General features: G+C 70.1%; 18 protein-coding genes. 13 read left to right on the top strand and 5 right to left on the bottom strand.

From position 1 onward, the window contains the following. Positions 1-9: 9 nt before the first annotated feature. From BST17_RS29140 to BST17_RS00950, 3 genes are all read right to left on the bottom strand, one after another. A complete protein-coding gene (locus tag BST17_RS29140; protein ID WP_165762182.1) occupies positions 10-1434 on the bottom strand; it encodes a PGRS repeat-containing protein in 1425 nt (474 codons plus the stop codon). Positions 1435-1799: 365 nt separating this feature from the next. Then, the gene (locus tag BST17_RS00945; protein ID WP_083054657.1) at positions 1800-2435 is read right to left on the bottom strand and encodes a LysE family transporter; all 636 of its coding nucleotides are present in this window, start codon (positions 2433-2435) and stop codon (positions 1800-1802) included. A gap of 61 nt (positions 2436-2496) precedes the next feature. Next, positions 2497-2919, bottom strand: a complete 423-nt coding sequence (locus BST17_RS00950) for a nitroreductase family deazaflavin-dependent oxidoreductase (RefSeq protein WP_083054659.1) — start codon at positions 2917-2919, stop codon at positions 2497-2499. Positions 2920-2985: 66 nt separating this feature from the next. On the opposite strand from BST17_RS00950, the gene hisD reads away from it, so the two are divergent. The 10 genes from hisD to BST17_RS01000 are packed head-to-tail and all read left to right on the top strand — an operon-like array spanning position 2986 to position 12066. Continuing rightward, positions 2986-4311, top strand: coding sequence for a histidinol dehydrogenase (hisD, locus tag BST17_RS00955; RefSeq protein ID WP_083054661.1), 1326 nt, complete (start codon positions 2986-2988; stop codon positions 4309-4311). A 5-nt stretch (positions 4312-4316) separates the two neighbouring features. Further along, the gene (locus BST17_RS00960) at positions 4317-5450 is read left to right on the top strand and encodes a histidinol-phosphate transaminase (RefSeq protein WP_083055237.1); all 1134 of its coding nucleotides are present in this window, start codon (positions 4317-4319) and stop codon (positions 5448-5450) included. Continuing rightward, the gene (gene hisB / locus BST17_RS00965) at positions 5447-6055 is read left to right on the top strand and encodes an imidazoleglycerol-phosphate dehydratase HisB (protein ID WP_083054663.1); all 609 of its coding nucleotides are present in this window, start codon (positions 5447-5449) and stop codon (positions 6053-6055) included. Before BST17_RS00960 ends, hisB begins: the two co-directional genes overlap by 4 nt. A gap of 2 nt (positions 6056-6057) precedes the next feature. Continuing rightward, complete coding sequence (gene hisH, locus BST17_RS00970) at positions 6058-6684, top strand: imidazole glycerol phosphate synthase subunit HisH (protein WP_083054665.1); 627 nt, start codon at positions 6058-6060, stop codon at positions 6682-6684. 23 nt (positions 6685-6707) lie between these two features. Next, positions 6708-7442, top strand: a complete 735-nt coding sequence (gene priA, locus BST17_RS00975; protein WP_083054667.1) for a bifunctional 1-(5-phosphoribosyl)-5-((5-phosphoribosylamino)methylideneamino)imidazole-4-carboxamide isomerase/phosphoribosylanthranilate isomerase PriA — start codon at positions 6708-6710, stop codon at positions 7440-7442. Then, the gene (locus BST17_RS00980) at positions 7442-8254 is read left to right on the top strand and encodes an inositol monophosphatase family protein (protein WP_083054669.1); all 813 of its coding nucleotides are present in this window, start codon (positions 7442-7444) and stop codon (positions 8252-8254) included. Before priA ends, BST17_RS00980 begins: the two co-directional genes overlap by 1 nt. 1 nt (position 8255) lies before the next feature. Further along, positions 8256-9029, top strand: coding sequence for an imidazole glycerol phosphate synthase subunit HisF (gene hisF, locus BST17_RS00985; RefSeq protein WP_083054671.1), 774 nt, complete (start codon positions 8256-8258; stop codon positions 9027-9029). A gap of 37 nt (positions 9030-9066) precedes the next feature. Next, on the top strand, positions 9067-9411 hold the full coding sequence (hisI, locus tag BST17_RS00990) for a phosphoribosyl-AMP cyclohydrolase (RefSeq protein WP_083055240.1): 345 nt from the start codon (positions 9067-9069) through the stop codon (positions 9409-9411). Positions 9412-9446: 35 nt separating this feature from the next. After that, positions 9447-11081, top strand: coding sequence for an N-6 DNA methylase (locus BST17_RS00995; RefSeq protein ID WP_109749942.1), 1635 nt, complete (start codon positions 9447-9449; stop codon positions 11079-11081). Continuing rightward, a complete protein-coding gene (locus BST17_RS01000) occupies positions 11071-12066 on the top strand; it encodes a hypothetical protein (protein WP_083054674.1) in 996 nt (331 codons plus the stop codon). Before BST17_RS00995 ends, BST17_RS01000 begins: the two co-directional genes overlap by 11 nt. A gap of 31 nt (positions 12067-12097) precedes the next feature. On the opposite strand, the gene BST17_RS01005 is transcribed toward BST17_RS01000, so the two are convergent. Continuing rightward, on the bottom strand, positions 12098-12886 hold the full coding sequence (locus tag BST17_RS01005) for an ABC transporter ATP-binding protein (RefSeq protein ID WP_083054676.1): 789 nt from the start codon (positions 12884-12886) through the stop codon (positions 12098-12100). A gap of 1 nt (position 12887) precedes the next feature. After that, a complete protein-coding gene (locus BST17_RS01010) occupies positions 12888-13352 on the bottom strand; it encodes a peroxiredoxin (protein WP_083054678.1) in 465 nt (154 codons plus the stop codon). Between BST17_RS01010 and BST17_RS01015 the strand changes: the two genes are divergently transcribed. From BST17_RS01015 to trpC, 3 genes are all read left to right on the top strand, one after another. Continuing rightward, a complete protein-coding gene (locus BST17_RS01015) occupies positions 13351-14958 on the top strand; it encodes an anthranilate synthase component I (protein WP_407937715.1) in 1608 nt (535 codons plus the stop codon). The genes BST17_RS01010 and BST17_RS01015 overlap by 2 nt on opposite strands. Continuing rightward, complete coding sequence (locus BST17_RS01020) at positions 14955-15590, top strand: TIGR02234 family membrane protein (RefSeq protein ID WP_083054682.1); 636 nt, start codon at positions 14955-14957, stop codon at positions 15588-15590. Before BST17_RS01015 ends, BST17_RS01020 begins: the two co-directional genes overlap by 4 nt. A 68-nt stretch (positions 15591-15658) precedes the next feature. Next, a complete protein-coding gene (gene trpC / locus BST17_RS01025; RefSeq protein WP_083054684.1) occupies positions 15659-16474 on the top strand; it encodes an indole-3-glycerol phosphate synthase TrpC in 816 nt (271 codons plus the stop codon). Positions 16475-16492: the final 18 nt, after the last annotated feature.

The raw sequence follows: 16492 nt of genomic DNA on the forward strand, positions 1-16492 counted from the left end.
CCCGGCGCGTCAGCCGTCGCTGCCGTCGGCACCGTTGCGGCTACCCGAATCGGACCCGGTGCCCGTGCCGCCGCTGCCGCCGGAGCCACCCGGGCTGCCGATACCGCCCGAGCCACCGTCGCCGCCGTTGCCGCCGCGCCCGATTCCGCTTGTGGCCGAACTGCTTCCACCGTCTCCGCCGTCGCCGCCGCGGCCACCGGGGCCGGCGCCCGCCCCGCGACCACCGTTGCCGCCGTGTCCGCCCGCCGAATAGCCGTCGTCGGTCTGGGCGGAACCACCGGATCCGCCGGTCCCGCCGGATCCACCCGCCGTGGCGCTGCCTCCGTCGCCACCGGATCCGCCGAAGGAACTGGTGCCACCGGCGGCAGCGCCGCCGCCACCGCCACGTCCGGCATTGCCGTTGGTGGAGTTGCCACCCTGGCCGCCGCGGCCGCCGACGCCGTCGCCGGTCGCGGAGTCACCGTCCCCGCCCCGGCCGCCGTTTCCGCCGTTGCCGAACAGTCCACCGCGGCCGCCGTCACCGCCCGCCGCCCCGCCGGCCTGCCTGTCATCGGTGGAGAGTCCGCTGCCGCCGGCGCCGCCATCGCCTCCGGACCCACCGAGAACACCGCCGTTGCCACCGCGTCCGCCGGCCCCGCCGTAGTTGCTCGACGAGCCCGAATCGGTGTTGGTGCCGCCGGTCCCGCCCTTGCCGCCGTTGCCGATCACGCCGGCGTCGCCACCGTCGCCGCCGCGGCCACCCAGATCGCCGTTGCCGCCGGCTCCGCCGTTGCCGATCAGCCCGGCCTTTCCGCCCGCGCCTCCCGGCCCGCCATTGACGCCGTCACCGCCGCGACCGCCGTTGCCGAACAGCAGGCCGCCGTTACCGCCCTTCTGGCCCGGGGCGCCGGCCGCACCGTTGCCGCCCAGTAGGCCGCCGTTGGCGCCGGGTTCGATGCCGTCGCCGATGAGCAGGCCGCCGGGGCCGAACAGCACCTGCGGATCGAACGGAACAGGTTCGGCCGCCGCCGCGGACGCCTCGCCGATCCGGCTGGAGCCGGTGGGCGTGGTGGCGGCTGCGAAGCTGGTGGGCAGGATGAAGGCCGGGATATCGCGCTTCGCGGTGGTGGCGATGTCGTTCTCGGAATCGACCGCTGTGCGGACGTCCGGTGCCCGGTTCGGCTCGATCGGCCCCGTGGCGGGAGCGGTCTCGACGGCACCGGCATACAGGGCGTTGGGGGTCGGCGAGGCTGTCGCCACCAGTGGTTGCGATGCGTTCGCCGGGCGGATGGCCGGAGCCGCGAGCACCGCACCGGAATCGATGTGGCCGCCCGGCGTCGGTGCGGTCGCCGGGGACAGATCCACGCCGCCGAATCCGGTGGCGGCCACCACCCCGGCAGTCAGGGCCGAGGCCAGAACTGTGCGGTGTGCCGTCACAAGAACGGTCGGCCTCATGAACAATTTCCCTCCGGTCGGCTGGATCGGTCTCGAGCGTCATCTATACACGCCGCCCGTCTGCGTGGATAGCTCTGCTTTCGACGAAAAGGCTTGCGGTGCAAGGCGACACACGAACACGGATATCAACTCGATTCCGGCCCGACAGAATTGGGCAACCCGCGGCGGGCGTCGCGGGCGGGTGTCACGAGCGCTTAGGCCCCGCGAGCCCAGGTGCAGCTACGGAGCGGTCGCCGACCGCGGCTTTGCTGGGTGGGACGGGCGCGCGCGGAAAGCCGGACCCCATCCATCAGGTGGTTGTGCGCGCGTCGCACGGCCTTCTTCGCATGCCGGCCAGTGTCCGCGGTGGTCCGACCACCGGAATATCAGGCCGGTGCCCCGCGGCGCACCAGAGACAGCACGACGGCCGCCACGGCGAACATCGCCGAGATGGCGCGGTTCAAGATCGTCTGCTGCCGGGCGTTGTTCAGCCAGCCGACCAGCCGCCCGGCGAGCCCGGTGTACACACCCATCACCACGATGTCGACGACGATCATGGTCAGCCCGATCGCCAGATACTGCGGCAGCAGCGGTGCGTCCGGCGTGACGAACTGGGGCAGGGCGGCCAGGAAGAAGACCAGCCCCTTGGGATTGGTCGCGTTGACCAGGAACCCACGCAGCACCAGGCCGCGCCTGCTGCTCACCGCCGCCGCACCGATCTGTTCGCGTAGATCGCGCGGTGCGGTGCGCCATTGCCGGACCGCCAGGTAGCCCAGGTACGCCACCCCGAGCCATTTCACCACCGTGAATGCCACCGCCGACCCCGCGACGACGGCACCGACGCCCGCGGCCACCAGCACCAGCTGCAGCATCAGCCCGATCTCGAGCCCGATGACGCTCCACCAGCCGCGGCGCAGCCCATCGGTCATCCCGGTGGCCATCGACTGCACCGCGCCGGGCCCGGGAGCAATGCTGATCGCGATGGCGGCGCCCAGGAACGCCAGCCACACCTGCCAGGTCATGACCGAAATTCTGTCAGGTCTGCGCAACCGGGTTTACGGCATCGGGTCCGATCGCCGCGAGTCAGGCGATGTCGGCGACGAAGACCCCGGTCTTGCGCAGCATCAGGCGCGCGATGAGCGGCAGCGAGCGATCCACCGTGCCGGCGGGCAGCACGCGCGGATTCACCAGGTGCAGGTCCTTGCCCGACACCCGGATGTCGGCCGCACCGGCGGCCAGTACGTTCTTGACCCAGTTCGTCTTGCCGTGGATCAGACCGATGGCCAGGATGTCGCCCTTGCGGTACGAGGTGACCGGCGTCTCGTATGCGGTTCCCGAGGTGCGGCCGGTGTGCTTGATCACACTCATCCCGGGCAGCTTGCGGCTCAGCGGTGTCATCAGTGGATTGATGTACTTGATCTGGAATTTCTCCAGCGCCGGCGGCACCAGCATCGGCACGCCTGCGGCGTTGTTTGGGTGATCCTTGCGCGACGGTGACGCGGACATGGCGGCTCCCGAATTCGATTTGGCCTGCTCTGGGACAATAGACCCGTGACGTCATCAGGATCCCTCATGTCCCGCATCGACCTGCGCGGTGCGGACCTGTCCGCGGCCCGCCTGCGCACCACGCTGCCGCGTGGCGGGGTCGACGTGGATGCGGTGATCCCGAAGGTCCGCCCGATCGTCGATGACATCGTGGCGCGCGGCGCGGTCGCCGCACTGGAATACGGCGAGACCTTCGACGGAGTGCGTCCGGAGACGGTCCGGGTGCCCGCCGAGAAACTGGCTGAGGCGCTCCGTTCGCTCGACGCCGACGTCCGGGCCGCCCTCGAGGTCGCGATCGAACGCACCCGGAGCGTGCACGCCGACCAGCGCCGCACCGACACCACCACCACGCTGGGGCCCGGCGCGACCGTCACCGAACGCTGGGTGCCGGTCGAGCGGGTCGGGCTCTACGTCCCGGGCGGCAACGCGGTCTACCCGTCGAGCGTCGTGATGAACGTGGTGCCCGCCCAGACCGCGGGCGTCGACTCACTGGTGATCGCCAGTCCGCCGCAGGCCTCGAACCCGCCCGGATTCCAGGGCCTGCCGCACCCGACGATCCTGGCCGCCGCCGCGCTGCTCGGCGTCGACGAGGTGTGGGCCGTCGGCGGCGCGCAGGCCGTGGCGCTGCTGGCCTACGGCGGTGCCGACACCGACGGCGCGCCCCTGGATCCGGTGGACATGATCACCGGCCCGGGCAACATCTATGTGACCGCCGCCAAACGGATCTGCCGCTCCCAGGTCGGCATCGACGCCGAGGCCGGGCCCACCGAGATCGCGATCCTGGCCGACCACACCGCCGATCCGAGGCACATCGCAGCTGATCTGATCAGCCAGGCCGAGCATGACGAGATGGCGGCCAGCGTGTTGGTCACCGACAGCGTCGCGCTGGCCGATGCCTCCGATGCCGAGGTGCGGGCGCAACTGGAGACCACCGCACACCGTGAGCGCGTCACCACCGCGCTGACCGGAAGGCAGTCGGCCATCGTGCTGGTCGACGATGTCGAGGCCGGGCTCAAGGTGGTCAATGCCTACGCCGCCGAGCATCTGGAGATCCAGACCGAGGACTCCGCGGCGGTGGCGAGCCGGATCCGTTCGGCCGGAGCCATCTTCGTCGGCGCCTGGTCGCCGGTGAGTCTGGGCGACTACTGTGCCGGGTCCAACCACGTGCTGCCCACCGCCGGGTGCGCCCGGCACTCCAGCGGCCTGTCGGTGCAGACCTTCCTGCGCGGCATCCATGTCGTCGAGTACGACGAGGCCGCCCTCAAAGATGTTGCCGGACATGTCATCACGCTGTCCAAGGCGGAGAACCTGCCGGCCCACGGCGAGGCAGTCCGACGACGGTTCGAAAGGTGAGCACCATCGCTGCAGCATCGAGGATCACCCTGGACGATCTGCCGCTGCGGGACAACCTGCGCGGTAAATCGCCCTACGGCGCACCGCAACTCGCGGTGCCGGTACGGCTGAACACCAATGAGAACCCGCACCCGCCCACCCAGGCGCTCGTCGACGATGTCGCCGAATCCGTCCGCGACGCCGCCGCCGAACTGCACCGCTACCCGGACCGGGACGCGGTGGCCCTGCGCACGGATCTGGCCGGCTATCTGAGCACCCAGACCGGTGTCGAGGTGAGCGTGGACAACGTCTGGGCAGCCAACGGCTCCAACGAGATCCTGCAGCAGCTGTTACAGGCGTTCGGTGGACCGGGCCGGAGCGCCATCGGTTTCGTGCCGTCCTACTCGATGCACCCGATCATCTCCGACAGGACCCAGACCGACTGGCTGGAGGCGGCCCGGGCCGAGGACTTCGGCCTGGACACCGACCGTGCCGTCGCCGCGATCACCGAACACCGGCCCGATGTGGTGTTCCTGGCCAGTCCCAACAACCCGTCGGGCCAGAGCGTCACACCTGACGAGTTGCGCCGGGTACTCGAGGCCGCACCCGGGGTGGTCATCGTCGACGAGGCCTACGGGGAGTTCTCCTCCCAGCCCAGCGCCATCGGACTCATCGCCGAGCACCCGGCCAAGCTCATCGTCACCCGCACCATGAGCAAGGCCTTCGCCTTCGCCGGCGGGCGGCTGGGCTACCTGATCGCCGACCCGGCCGTCATCGACGCCATCCTGCTGGTCCGGCTGCCCTATCACCTCTCGGTGCTCACCCAGGCCGGTGCCCGGGCCGCCCTGCGGCATGCCGAGGAGACGCTGGGCAGTGTGCAGACGCTGATCGCCGAGCGCGGCCGGATCACCTCCGCGCTGACCGGCATGGGCTATCGGGTCATCCCCAGCGACGCCAACTTCGTGCTCTTCGGCGGCTTTGCCGACGCCCCGGCCGTCTGGCAGCGCTATCTCGACGCCGGCGTGCTGATCCGCGACGTCGGCCTGCCGGGCTTCCTGCGGACCACCGTCGGGCTGGCCGAAGAGAACGACGTCTTCCTCGATGTGAGTGCCACGATCGCCGAATCCGGCGTCCTAACGGAGAACCAAGGAGCCTCATGACCCGCCGCGCGAAGGTCGAACGCACGACCCGCGAATCCGACATCGTCGTCGAGATCGACCTGGACGGCACCGGTCAGGTCGACATCGACACCGGTGTGCCGTTCTTCGACCACATGCTGACCGCACTGGGCAGCCACGCCAGCTTCGATCTGACCGTGCACGCCAAGGGTGACACCGAGATCGAGGGGCACCACACCGTCGAGGACACCGCCATCGTGCTGGGCCAGGCGCTCGGTCAGGCGCTCGGCGACAAGAAGGGCATCCGCCGCTTCGGCGACGCCTTCATCCCGATGGACGAGACATTGGCGCACGCCGCCGTCGACGTGTCCGGCCGGCCCTACTTCGTGCACACCGGCGAGCCGGATTACATGGTGGAGTTCACCATCGCGGGATCCAGCACGCCGTACCACACCGTCATCAACCGGCATGTGTTCGAGTCGCTGGCCTACAACGCCCGGATCGCGCTGCACGTCCGCACCCTCTACGGCCGCGACCCGCACCACATCACCGAGGCCGAGTACAAGGCCGTCGCCCGGGCGCTGCGCCAGGCCGTCGAGTTCGACCCGCGGGTCACCGGGGTGCCGTCCACCAAGGGCACGTTGTAACCGTGGGGCTTTCGAAGAAGGTCACCATCCTGGACTACGGGTCGGGCAATCTGCGCTCGGCGCAGCGCGCCCTGGAACGTACCGGCGCCGAGGTCGTGGTGAGCGCCGATGCGACCGCCGCGCTGGAGGCCGACGGTCTGGTGGTACCCGGCGTCGGCGCCTACGAGGCATGCATGGCCGGGCTGCGCGAGATCGGCGGGGAGCGGCTCATCGCCGACCGGCTGGCCGCCGGCCGGCCCGTGCTGGGTGTCTGCGTGGGAATGCAGATCATGTTCACCGAGGGTGTCGAGTTCGGTGTGCAGACCCACGGGTGTGCCCAGTGGCCCGGGGCGGTCACCCGTCTGGACGCGCCGGTCATCCCGCACATGGGCTGGAACGTCGTCGATGCGCCCGAGGGCAGCACCCTGTTCAAGGGGCTCGACGCCGACACCCGGTTCTACTTCGTGCACTCCTACGCCGCGCAGACCTGGACCGGTGCCGCCGATGCGAAGCTGACCTGGGCCACCCACGAGGTGCCGTTCCTGGCCGCTGTCGAGAACGGTGCGCTGTCGGCCACCCAGTTCCACCCGGAGAAGAGCGGCGACGCCGGCGCGACGCTGCTGCGCAACTGGGTCGACAGCCTCGACTGAGCAGACAAGTAAGGTAACCGCACGTGTCATTGATTCTTCTTCCCGCCGTCGATGTCGTCGAGGGCCGCGCGGTGCGTCTGGTGCAGGGCGTGGCCGGCAGCGAGACCGAGTATGGCTCCGCGCTGGACGCGGCCCTGGGCTGGCAGCGCGACGGTGCCGAGTGGATCCATCTGGTCGACCTCGACGCCGCCTTCGGGCGCGGCTCCAACCGTGAGCTGCTCGCCGAGGTCGTCGGTCAACTCGACGTGGCCGTGGAACTGTCCGGTGGCATCCGCGACGACGAGTCGCTGCGCGCAGCGCTGGCCACCGGCTGCCGCCGGGTGAACCTGGGCACCGCCGCACTGGAGAATCCGCAGTGGTGTGCCGCCGCGATCGCCGAGCACGGCGACAAGGTTGCCGTCGGCCTGGATGTGAAGCTGGAGGACGGCGAGTACCGGCTGCGCGGTCGCGGTTGGGAAACCGACGGTGGCGATCTGTGGCCGGTCCTGGATCGCCTTGTCGGCGAAGGGTGCTCGCGCTTCGTCGTCACCGATGTCACCAAGGACGGCACCCTCAACGGTCCCAATCTGGAGCTGCTCTCCTCGGTGACCGATCGAACCGACGCACCGGTGATCGCCTCGGGCGGCGTGTCCAGCATCGACGATCTACGGGCCATCGCCACCCTGACCGATCGCGGTGTCGAGGGTGCCATCGTCGGAAAAGCCCTTTACGCCGGGCGATTCACCCTTCCCGAGGCGCTCAGCGCGGTCAGCGGCTGATGCTGCGACCCGAGCAGTTGGCCGACCTGGTCGCGACGGCCACCGAGATCCTCGACGAGGCCTCGGGCCCGTTCGTCGCCGGCCACCGCGCCGACTCGGCTGTCCGCAAGCAGGGCAACGACTTCGCCACCGAGGTGGATCTGGCCATCGAGCGGCAGGTGGTCGCCGCCCTGACCGAGCGCACCGGCATCGGGGTGCACGGCGAGGAGTTCGGTGGAGCCCCGGTGGATTCCGAGCTGGTGTGGGTGCTCGACCCCATCGACGGCACGTTCAACTACGCCGCCGGTTCGCCGATGGCCGCGATTCTGCTCGGACTGCTGCACGAGGGAACTCCGGTCGCGGGGTTGACCTGGCTGCCGTTCGTCGGAAACCGGTACACCGCCGTGGTCGGTGGGCCGTTACGCGACAACGGTACCGAGCTGCCCGCGCTGTCGACCACCGGGCTGGCCGAGTCCATCATCGGCATCCAGACCTTCAACATCGACTCGCACGGCCGGTTCCCGGGTCGCTACCGCGTGGAGGTGCTGGCCAACCTCAGCCGGGTGTCGTCCCGGGTGCGGATGCACGGTGCCACCGGGGTGGACCTGGCCTATGTGGCGGCCGGGATCCTGGGCGGTGCCATCAGTTTCGGGCATCATGTCTGGGATCACGCGGCCGGGGTGGCGCTGGTGCGCGCGGCGGGTGGCATCGTCACCGACCTGGCCGGCCGACCGTGGACCGTCGAATCGAAGTCGGCGCTGGCCGCTGCGCCGGGCATCCACCAGGACATCCTGGAACTGGTGGCCGCCGCGGGCGCACCGGAGGACTACTGACATGAGCGTCGCAGTCAGGGTCATCCCGTGTCTGGACGTCGACGACGGCCGGGTGGTCAAGGGTGTCAACTTCGAGAACCTCAGGGACGCCGGTGATCCGGTCGAGCTGGCCGCCGCCTACGACGCCGCCGGTGCCGACGAACTGACCTTCCTGGATGTCACGGCGTCCTCGGCCGGGCGCAGCACCATGCTCGAGGTGGTGCGTCGCACCGCCGAGCAGGTCTTCATCCCGCTGACCGTGGGTGGCGGGGTCCGTTCGGTGGCCGATGTCGACATCCTGCTGCGTGCCGGTGCGGACAAGGTCTCGGTGAACACCGCCGCGATCGCACGGCCGGAACTACTGGCCGAACTGTCCCGCCAGTTCGGTTCGCAGTGCATCGTGTTGAGCGTGGATGCCCGCACCGTGCCCGAGGGCGAACCGCCGACCCCGTCGGGCTGGGAGGTCACCACGCACGGCGGACGGCGCGGCACCGGGATCGACGCTGTCGAATGGGCCCGGCGCGGAGCCGAACTCGGGGTGGGGGAGATCCTGCTCAACTCGATGGATGCCGACGGCACGAAGGCCGGTTTCGACCTGCCGATGCTGCACGCGGTCCGCGAGGCCGTCTCGGTGCCGGTGATCGCCAGCGGCGGGGCGGGAGCGGTCGACCACTTCGCGCCCGCGGTGCACGCCGGTGCCGATGCGGTGCTGGCCGCCAGCGTCTTCCATTTCGGTGAGCTCACCATCGGTGAGGTGAAGGCCGCGATGGCCGCCGACGGGATCACCGTCCGATGAGCGCAGCGACATCGGCGAATCGAAGCGAGGTCAGATGATGGCACTCGACCCCGCCATCGCCGCAAGGCTCAAACGCAATGAGGCCGGATTGTTCACCGCGGTGGTGCAGGAGCGCGGCAGCGGTGACGTCCTGATGGTCGCCTGGATGGACGACGATGCGCTGGCCCGCACCCTGGAAACCCGGGAGGCCACCTACTTCTCGCGTTCGCGCGGCGAGCAGTGGATCAAGGGCGCCACCTCCGGGCACACCCAGTACGTGCACTCGGTACGGCTGGACTGCGACGGGGACAGTGTGCTGCTGCAGGTCGATCAGGTCGGCGGTGCGTGCCACACCGGCGACCACAGCTGCTTCGACGCCGACCAGCTGCTCGACGAGAGCTGACCGGTTTTGTCGGTGCCATCGGCAACAATGCTCTGATGACCGACGGCAGGGTGGCCACCGACAGTGCCGCCGAACGAAAAGCGCGCGGCGCCTTCTTCACCCCGACGGCCATCACCCGGTATCTGGCCGACTGGGCGGTGCGCGGGCCCGGCGACAGCGTCTTCGAGCCGTCGGCCGGTGATGCGGCCTTCCTCGTCGCGGCCACCGAGCGGCTGCGCAGTCTGGGCGTGGAGCGGCCGCAACTGCACGGTGTGGAGATCCACGCGGCCAGCGCCGCCACCGCCCGCCGCCGGGTCGCCGAGGCGGGCGGCCGGGCCACCGTGCGCACCGCCGACTTCTTCGACGTCACCCCGCGGCCCGTCCACACCGCCGTGCTGGGCAACCCGCCCTACATCCGCTACCAGGACTTCCGCGGTAAGCAGCGGGCCCAGTCCCGGCGGGCCGCGCTGCAGGCCGGGGTGACACTGTCGGCGTTGGCGTCGAGCTGGGCGGCCTTCACGGTGCACGCGGCGCTGTTCCTGGCGCCCGGCGGACGGATGGCTCTGGTACTGCCCGCCGAGCTGCTCAGCGTCAACTACGCCGCCGCGGTCCGCAAGTTCCTGTTCGACCGGTTCGCCAGCGTCGAACTGGTGATGTTCGACGAGCAGGTCTTCCCCGGCGCGGAGGCCGATGTGGTGCTGCTGCTGGCCGACGGTTTCGGTGCGGGCCCGTCCGGACACGCCGTCATCCACCGCGCCCGCAATGCCGATTCGCTGAATGCCGAACTGGTGCAACGTCATTGGTCGCCTGCCGACCCGTCGGACAAGTGGGTCAGCGGGCTCATCGGGCATCGCCCGGTCGACGCGCTGCACGCCCTGCAGGCCGGCGGCCGCTTCGATGTGCTGGAACGCTGGGGTGAGACCACGCTGGGCATGGTCACCGGCAACAACGGCTACTTCGCGTTGTCTCCGGCGCGGGTGGCCGAACTCGGGCTCGAGGCCGAGGACCTGCTGACGCTCTCACCGCCGGGCAGCGCCCACCTGCGCGGGCTGGCGCTGTCGGCGCAGCAACTGGCCGGCCTCGGCGCGCAGGGGCGGTCGGTGCATCTGTTCCGGCCCGGCGAGCGACTCTCGGCCGCAGCCCGGCGTTATGTGGAGGCCGGACAGGCCGCCGGGGTGCACCTGGCCTACAAGTGCCGGGTGCGCACGCCGTGGTATCGGGTTCCGTTGCTGGCACCGGCGGACCTGCTGCTGACCTGCATGAACGCCGATACGCCGCGGCTGGTCACCAATCGCGCGCACGCCCATCACCTCAACTCGGTGCACGGGGTGTATCTGCGCGCCGAGACGGCCGCGCTGGGGCGCGATCTGCTGCCGCTGGCAGCGTTGAACTCGGCGACGCTGCTGCATGCCGAGATGGTGGGACGCGCCTACGGCGGCGGTGTGCTCAAGATCGAACCGCGCGAAGCCGACCGCTGGCTGGTACCGGCACCCGATCTGCTCGCCGACCGGGCGGCGCCGCTGCGGGCGGTGCGGCGCCAGGTGTCAGGTCTGCTGTCCCGCGGTCGGTTGCTCGATGCCGTGGCGGTCGTCGACGACGCGCTCGGCGTGGACACCGACCTGGAATCGGTTCGGGCGGCTCGTCATTCGCTGGCATCGCGGAGGGCGGTAAGGTCGCGGCGTGCCCGCTGAACCGTCCACCAAGGCCACCGCGTGGGCCATCTTCGACCGCATCGTCGCCGATGCCGCGCCCGGCGGGGAACACAGCAACCCGTGGGTCCGCACCGCGGAGACGCTGACCTACCTGCCGGATTTCCGGGTGCTGCGCAAGCTGCTCGGTGTGCCGCTGTACCTGGATGCGCCGTCGACCACCGGGGTGCCCGCGCTGGCGCTGGATGTCTGGCTGTCCTATGAACTGCGCCGCGCCGGCTTCGACCCGGACGCGGTATGGCCGCGGCCGACCGATCCGCGCATCATGCCCAGTGCGATCGCCCATCTGCTGCAGGCACTGCCCCTCAAGGAGCGCCACCTCATCGAACAGCGGTTGCAGCGGTCGATGAAGGGGGTCTCGGCCTCCAGCGCGAGCGTGCTCGGCAAGCACTACATGAAGCAGGTCGACGTCATCATGTCCGACTGGGATACCGGCCCCGAACTGCTGATCAGCACCAAACGGATGGACTCCAGCTTCGGCAAGAACGCCGCCAACCGGGTGGAGGAGAGCTACGGCGACGCCAAGAACCTCCGGCTGCGCCACCCGCTGGCCGCGCTGGGCTTCGTCTACGGGTTGCGCTCGACGATCCTGACCTCCGAACCGGACAAGGCCGAGTGGATGATCGACCTGCTCGGCAAGCTCGGTACCGAGGACGACGCCTATCACGCCGTCGCCCTGGTGATGATCGACCACGAGGCCGATATCGCCGAGTCCCCGGAGGATGAGGTCGACAGCCTCGAAAAGGCGGATCCGGAAACTCTTTTCGAGATCGTCGACGTCGAGACCGCGGCCGTCGACGAGGCGATGGCCGCGCTGCCCAACGTTGCGATCCGCCATGACGCGGTGCCGGCGCACCTGCAGCCGGCGCGGTTTCTGGCGTCGATGGCCAACCGCGTCATCGACACCTCACCGGTGACCCGGCACCGTGAGGCCCGTCGCCGTCGCAACGAGGCGCCCGCAGGGTGACCCACCCCGTGCCCCGGGTCCGGTCGCTGCGCTAACCGCGGCCCTTGGCCCGTGCGGTCCACCGGCCGTCCTCGAAGCCGACCATCACCGGATGGTGAAACGCCTCGCTGACGTGCTCGGTGGTCACCGTGTCCCGGACGGGCCCGCTGGCCACGGTGCGGCCCTCGCCGATCAGCAGCGCATGGGTGGTGCTGATCGGTAGTTCCTCCAGGTGGTGGGTGACCAGGATCGACGCCATCTCCGGGTGCGTATCGTCCAGCGTGTCAATGGTTTCCAGCAGCTGTTCGCGGGCGGCGACATCGAGGCCGGTGCTCGGTTCGTCGAGCAGCAGCAGTCGCGGTTCGGCGATCAGCGCGCGGGCGATCAGGGTGCGGCCACGCTCGCCCTGGGACAGCGTGGGCCATACCGCCTCGGCGCGGGCCGACAGCCCGACGGTGTCGATCAACTCGTCGGCGCGGCGCAGCTGTTCGGGACTCGGGGTCCATCGGGCCGCGGTGTCGATGGTGGCGGTGAAGCCGGTGAGCACCACCTCGCGCACCGTCAACGGATACTGCAGGCGGTGGCGCGGGTTGACGTGACCGATCGACCGGCGCAGCACCGTCAGATCGGTCTTGCCCATCTGCGCACCCAGGATCTTCACGGTTCCGCTGCTCGGAAACGTCACTGCCGCACAGAAACCGAGCAGCGTGCTCTTGCCCGCGCCGTTCGGGCCGAGCAGCGCCCAGTGCTCCCCGCTGTGCACCGTCAGCGAGATGCCGTCGATGATCTGCTTGCCGTCGCGACGAAAGGTGACGTCGATGATCTCCAGGACCGGGGTCACGTCAGCGGGCCCGCAGGACCTCGAGCGCCTTGTCGGCGTGGGTGTCCATGCTGAACTCGCTGGAGATGACCTGCAGGATGCGGCGATCGGTGTCGATCACGAACGTCGTGCGCTTGACCGGCATCAGCTTGCCCAGCAGTCCGCGCTTGACGCCGAAGGCGGTGGCCACCGTGCCGTCGGCGTCGGAGAGCAGCGGGTAGTCGAAGCGCTGCTGATCGGCGAACTTGGCCTGCTTGTCGACCGAATCGGTGCTGATCCCCACCCGGGAAGCCCCCACGGCGGCGAACTCACCGGCCAGATCACGGAAGTGGCAGGCCTCCTTGGTGCACCCCGGCGTCATCGCGGCCGGATAGAAGAACAGCACGATCGGGCCGTCGGCCAGCAACGAGGTGAGGCTGCGTACGGTGCCGGTCTGGTCGGGCAGTTCGAACTCGGCCACCTGATCGCCGGTCTGCAGAAGCGTCATGGCTGCCCACGCTACGCCCAGCGGCTGTTCGGCGTCTGGGAGGATTGTCCGCGTGCAACGACCAACGCCCGCCGACACCCTGGCCGTCACGACGCCCCGCGCCGACTTCCGGGACCTCGCCGCCGGCCACCGGGTGGTGCCGGTGACCCGCAAGGTGCTGGCCGACAGCGAAACCCCGCTGTCGGCCTACCGGAAGCTGGCCGCCAACCGACCCGGCACTTTCCTGCTGGAATCCGCGGAGAACGGCCGGTCCTGGTCGCGCTGGTCGTTCATCGGTGCCGGCGCCCCGTCGGCGCTGACGGTGTGTGACGGCGAGGCGGTCTGGCTGGGCACCACCCCGCAGGACGCCCCGTCCGGTGGCGACCCGCTCGCCGCGCTGCGCACGACGCTCGATCTGCTGGCCACCGCGGCGCTACCCGGGCTGCCTCCGCTGTCCTCTGGACTGGTCGGGTTCTTCGCCTACGACCTGGTGCGTCGGCTGGAGCGGCTGCCCCACCTGGCCGAAGACGATCTCGGGTTGCCCGACATGCTGCTGCTGCTGGCCACCGACATCGCCGCCGTCGACCACCACGAGGGCACCATCACGCTGATCGCCAACGCGGTGAACTGGAACGGCACCGACGAACGCGTCGACGAGGCCTATGACGACGCGGTGCGCCGACTCGACGTGATGACCGCCGCGCTGGCCGAACCGCTGGGATCCAGCGTCGCGACCTTCAGCCGGCCGGTTCCGCAGTACCGCTCCCAGCGCACCGTCGAGGAGTACACCGCGATCGTCGACAAACTGGTCGGCGATATCGAGGCCGGCGAGGCGTTCCAGGTGGTGCCCTCGCAGCGCTTCGAGATGCGCACCACCGCGGATCCGCTCGACGTCTACCGGATGCTGCGCGCGACCAACCCCAGTCCGTACATGTACCTGCTGAACGTGCCGGATGCGCAAGGCGGCCTGGACTTCTCGATCGTCGGCTCGAGCCCGGAGGCGCTGGTGACGGTCAAGGACGGCAAGGCCACCACCCACCCGATCGCGGGCACGCGGTGGCGCGGTGACACCGAGGAGGAGGACCTGCTGCTGGAGAAGGAGCTGCTGGCCGACGACAAGGAACGCGCCGAGCACCTGATGCTGGTGGACCTGGGCCGCAACGACCTGGGCAGGGTGTCCGAGCCCGGCACCGTGCGGGTGGAGGACTACAGCCACATCGAGCGCTACAGCCACGTCATGCATCTGGTGTCCACGGTCACCGGGCAGCTCGCCGAGGGCAGCACCGCACTCGATGCGGTCACCGCCTGTTTCCCGGCGGGCACCCTGTCGGGCGCGCCGAAGGTGCGGGCCATGGAGCTCATCGAGGAGGTCGAGCTGACCCGGCGCGGCCTTTACGGTGGCGTGCTGGGCTATCTGGACTTCGCCGGCAATGCCGACTTCGCCATCGCCATCCGGACGGCGCTGATGCGCAACGGCACCGCCTACGTCCAGGCCGGCGGGGGAGTCGTGGCCGATTCCAACGGCCCCTACGAATACAACGAGGCCACCAACAAGGCCAAGGCGGTGCTGGCCGCCGTCGCCGCCGCCGAGACCCTCGGCGAGCCGCTGCACAGCGAGTCGCCGTGATCCGGCTCGCGCAGGCGCTACTGGTGCTGGCCGCGCTCGCCCTGTGGGTGGCCTCCCGCCTGCCCTGGGTCGACATCAGTTCGGCCGACGGTCTGGGCCAGCCAAAGACCACGACGCTCAACGGTGCCGCCTGGTCGACGGCCCTGGTGCCGCTGGCGCTGGTGCTGCTGGCGGCGGCCGTCGTCGCGCTGGCGGTGCGCGGCCGTCTGCTGCGGGTGGTGGCGCTGCTGGTCGCCGCGTGCAGCGCCGGGATCGGCTATCTGGGCGTCAGCCAGTGGGTGGTGCACGACATCTCGGTGCGCGGCGCCGGCCTGGCCGAGGTGCAGGTGGCCGATCTGGTGGGTTCGCAGCGGTTCTATGCCGGTGCCGGCACCGCGCTGCTCGCGGCGGTGATCACGCTGGTCGCGGCCGTGGTGCTGATGCGTTCGGCCGGTACGGCCACGGCGACAAACGCCCGGTACGCCGCACCGGCGGCCCGCCGCGAGGCGGTGCGCACGGAGACCGCCGAGGGGGCCGCCGGCATGTCGGAGCGCACCATGTGGGACGCCCTGGACGAGGGCACCGATCCGACCAGCGAAGCACCCCCGGCTGCGGCCGATGACGGCAGCGACCCGGACAACAAGGGTCGGTGACGGCCGGTGCAGCGCTGGCGACTAATCTTGGGCAGAACGCTCCGACCGACCGAAAAGGACGATGGCCAATGACGGCGACCGTGCTCGACTCCATCATCGAAGGAGTCCGCGCCGACGTTGCCACCCGGGAAGCCGCCGTGAGCTTCGCCGACATCAAGGCGCGGGCCAAGGATGCTCGCCCTGCCCTGGACGTGATGGCCGCGCTCCGCGCACCGGGTATTGCCGTGATCGCCGAGGTCAAACGCGCCAGCCCGTCACGCGGTGAACTCGCCTCCATCGCCGACCCGGCGCAGCTGGCGACGGCCTACGAGGATGGCGGCGCGCGCATCATCAGCGTGCTCACCGAGGAGCGCCGGTTCAACGGCTCGCTCGACGATCTGGACAGGGTGCGCGCGGCGGTGTCGATCCCGGTGCTGCGCAAGGACTTCATCGTCGGGCCGTACCAGATCCATGAGGCCCGCGCCCACGGTGCGGACATGCTGCTGCTGATCGTGGCCGCACTGGAGCAGAAGGCGCTCGAGTCGATGCTCGACCGCACCGAGTCGCTCGGGATGACCGCGCTGGTCGAGGTGCACACCGAGGAAGAGGCCGACCGCGCGCTGGAGGCCGGCGCCACCGTCATCGGGGTGAATGCCCGCGATCTGAAGACGCTGCAGGTCGACCGCGACTGCTTCGCCCGGATTGCACCGGGTCTGCCGACCGACATCATCCGGGTGGCCGAATCCGGCGTCCGCGGCACCGCCGATCTGCTCGCCTATGCCGGTGCGGGCGCCGATGCAGTGCTCGTCGGGGAGGGGTTGGTGACCAGCGGCGACCCGCGCGGAGCGGTGTCGGAACTGGTCACCGCGGGTGCACACCCGTCCTGCCCGAAACCCGCTCGCTGATCTTGACCAGATGAGCGG

The organism is Mycolicibacterium bacteremicum, assembly GCF_002086115.1.
GTDB lineage: Bacteria > Actinomycetota > Actinomycetes > Mycobacteriales > Mycobacteriaceae > Mycobacterium > Mycobacterium bacteremicum.